Below are 3,634 nucleotides of genomic sequence, written 5' to 3'. Positions count from 1 at the left end.
CCTGCGCGTTCTTCCCGGCGGCCCGGTGCGGGCTGCCCGAGCCCTTGGCCGCCTCGGCGAGGGACTTCTTGACCCCCTCCAGCAGCTCCACCCAGCTCGCCTCGAACTTCTCCACGCCCTCGCGCTCCAGCGTGGCGATCACGTCGGACAGGTCAACGCCCACCGCCAGCAGGTCGGCGAAGACCTGGCGGGCGTCGTCGTACGCGACGGTGACGGTGTCCGGCTTCGTCTCGCCGTGCTCGGCGTAGGCGTGGATCACCGGCTCCGGCATGGTGTTGACGGTGCCGGGCGCGATCAGCTCCTCGACGTAGATGACGTCCCGGTAGTCCGGGTTCTTCGTCGAGGTGGAGGCCCACAGCGGGCGCTGCGGGTGGGCGCCCGCGTCGGCCAGCTTCTGCCAGCGCGCCGAGGAGAACACCTCGCCGTAACGCTCGTACGCCAGCCGGGCGTTGGCGACAGCGGCCTTGCCGCGCAGCGCCTTGGCCCGGTCCGAGCCGATCTTCTCCAGCCGCTTGTCCACCTCGGTGTCGACCCGGGAGACGAAGAACGAGGCGACCGAGCCGATCTTCGACAGGTCGTGCCCGTTCGCCTGCGCCTGCTCCAGCCCGGCCAGGAAGGCCTCCATCACCTGCGAGTACCGGTCCAGGCCGAAGATCAGCGTGACGTTGACGCTGATCCCCTCGGCCAGCGTCGCGGTGATCGCGGGCAGGCCCTCCTCGGTGGCCGGGATCTTGATGAACAGGTTCGGCCGGTCGACCAGCCACCACAGCGCCTTGGCCTCGGCGACGGTCTTCGCCGCGTCGTGCGCCGAGCGCGGGTCCACCTCGATCGACACCCGGCCGTCCACGCCGCCGCTGGTCTCGTACGACGGGCGCATCACGTCGCAGGCCCACCGCACGTCGTACGTGGTGAGCATGCGGACCGCCTCCTCGACGTCCACACCACGTACGGCGAGGTCACGAAGCTGCCAGTCGTACTCGCCGGCGTCGCTCAGCGCCTTGGCGAAGATCGTCGGATTGGTGGTCACCCCGGCTACGTGGCTCTCCCGGCGCAGCTTGTCCAGCCCGCCGGAGCTCAGCCGTACCCGGGAAAGGTCGTCGAGCCAGATCGCCACACCGGCGCCCTGGAGCTCCTTCAGCCTGTCCGTCATGCCGTCCACGCTCCCCTCAGTTGCCGGTCGTGAAACCGGTGATGTCGCCCACCCGGGTCAGCGCCGCGTGCGCGGCGGCCACGATCCGGTCGGGGGTGAACCCGAACTGCTCGAAGAGCACGGTGTGCGGCGCGCTGGCGCCGTAGTGCTCGATGCTCACGCACTCGCCGCTGTCGCCGACGATCGCGCGCCACGACATCGCGATGCCCGCCTCCACGCTCACCCGTGCCTTTACCCCGCGCGGCAGCACCGACTCCCGGTACGCCTCGTCCTGCGCGAAGAACCACTCCTGGCAGGGCATGGAGACGACCCGGGTGGGGGTGCCGTCGGCCTCCAGCCGCTCCCGCGCGGTGAGGCAGAGCTGCACCTCGGAGCCGGTGCCGACGAGGATCACCTGCGGCTTGCCGTTCGACGCCTCGGCCAGCACGTACCCGCCCTTGGCGACGCCCTCGGCGCCGGCCAGGTCGGTGCGGTCGAACGTCGGCAGCGCCTGGCGGCTGAGCGCCAGCGCGGTCGGCCGGTCGGTGTGCTCCAGCGCCTGCCGCCACGCCCAGACCGTCTCGTTGGCGTCGGCCGGGCGCACCACGTCCAGGCCGGGGATGGCCCGCAGCGCGGTCAGGTGCTCGATCGGCTGGTGCGTCGGGCCGTCCTCGCCGAGGCCGATCGAGTCGTGCGTCCAGACGTACGTCACCGGCAGCTTCATCAGCGCGGCCAGCCGCACCGCCGGGCGCATGTAGTCGCTGAACACCAGGAACGTGCCGCCGTACGGGCGGGTGCCGCCGTGCAGGGCGATGCCGTTGAGGATCGCGCCCATGGCGTGCTCGCGGATGCCGAAGTGCAGCGTGCGGCCGTACTCGTCACCGGGGAAGTCCTTGGTGGCGTGCGCGGCCGGGACGAACGACGGCTCGCCCTTCATCGTGGTGTTGTTGCTCTCGGCCAGGTCGGCCGAGCCGCCCCACAGCTCCGGCAGCACCGGCGCCAGGGCCTCCAGGATCTTGCCGGAGGCGGCCCGGGTGGCGACGCCCTTGGCGTCCGCCGGGAAGGTCGGCAGCGCGTCGGTCCAGCCGGTCGGCAGCGTACGGGTGGCCATCCGGTCCCACAGCGCCTTGCGCTCCGGGTTGGCCTGCGCCCAGGCGTCGAACCCGGTGGTCCACTCGGCCTGCTCCTGCGCGCCACGCTCCAGCACCTGACGGGCGTGCTTGAGCACCTCCTCGTCGACCTCGAAGGTGCGCTGCGGGTCGAAGCCGAGGATCTCCTTGGTGGCCTTCACCTCGTCCGCGCCGAGCGCCGAGCCGTGGATCTTGCCGGTGTTCTTCTTGTTCGGCGCGGGCCAGCCGATGATGGTGCGCAGCGCGATGAACGACGGCCGGCCGGTCTCCGCCTTGGCGGCCAGCAGCGCCTGGTACAGCGCCTCCACGTCCTCGTGGTAGTCGCCCTGGTCGGCGTCGCCGCTGCGCCAGTCGACGGTCTGCACGTGCCAGCCGTACGCCTCGTAGCGGGCCGCCACGTCCTCGCTCTTGGCGATGCGGGTGTCGTCCTCGATCGAGATCTCGTTGTCGTCGTAGATCACGCAGAGGTTGCCGAGCTGCTGGTGACCGGCGAGCGCGCTGGCCTCGTGGGTGATGCCCTCCTCGATGTCACCGTCGGAGGCGATGCACCAGATGTCGTGCCGGAACGGCGAGTCGGCGCGGTCCGGCTCGCTGTCGAACAGGCCGCGCTCGCGGCGGGCCGCCATCGCCATGCCGACCGCGTTGCCGAGGCCCTGGCCGAGCGGCCCGGTGGTGGTCTCCACGCCCGGGGTGTGGCCGTGCTCCGGGTGGCCCGGGGTGAGCGAGCCCCACTGGCGCAGCGCCTTGAGGTCGTCCAGCGACAGCGGGTAGCCGGAGAGGAAGAGCTGGATGTAGAGCGTCAGGCTGGAGTGGCCGGCGGAGAGCACGAACCGGTCGCGCCCGGCCCAGTTCGGGTCGGCGGGGTTGTGCCGCATGACCCGGTTGAAGAGCAGGTACGCCACCGGGGCGAGGCTCATCGCCGTCCCCGGGTGGCCGTTGCCGGATTTCTCCACGGCGTCCATGGCCAGCACGCGGACCGTGTCGACGGCCCTGCGGTCGAGGTCGGACCAGTTGAGAGCGGGAAGCTCGGGTCGGTTGGCAGCCACGATGGTTGTGCTCCTCGGCAGATGGGCGGAACCCTCACTGATGACCCTATCGAGCGGTGCTAAACGTCCGCCCGGGGATCTCAGCATGCTGTTCTGTACGGATCGCGGACGTCCGGTCGTTCAACCCCAGGTGTGACGGCTCGCACCGTTGCCGGGTCTGCGGGGCAGCCAAAACGACGCCGCGTAGTGTGTGGGGCGGTGTGTGGACCTCGACGGGTCCGGGCCGAACGACCTCCCCCCGCCGATGCCGGAAGGTGGCAATCCGTGAGCCTGATCACCGAGCGCCCCGTCAGCAACCCTGCCGGGCAGCCGCCGGTGGGCGCGGTGGC

The 3,634-nt window shown here is 71.2% G+C and carries 2 protein-coding genes; both read right to left on the bottom strand.

The features are described from left to right. A partial coding sequence (gene tal / locus KBX39_RS26370; protein ID WP_210873032.1) for a transaldolase occupies positions 1 to 1,150 on the bottom strand: 1,150 nt, incomplete at its 3' end. A 16-nt stretch (positions 1,151 to 1,166) separates the two neighbouring features. Continuing rightward, a complete protein-coding gene (gene tkt, locus KBX39_RS26365) occupies positions 1,167 to 3,305 on the bottom strand; it encodes a transketolase (RefSeq protein ID WP_043329631.1) in 2,139 nt (712 codons plus the stop codon). Positions 3,306 to 3,634 lie beyond the last annotated feature (329 nt).

This window comes from Micromonospora sp. D75, from assembly GCF_018070405.1.
Classification (GTDB): domain Bacteria; phylum Actinomycetota; class Actinomycetes; order Mycobacteriales; family Micromonosporaceae; genus Micromonospora; species Micromonospora chalcea.
This window is presented reverse-complemented; position numbering and strand designations above follow the sequence as displayed.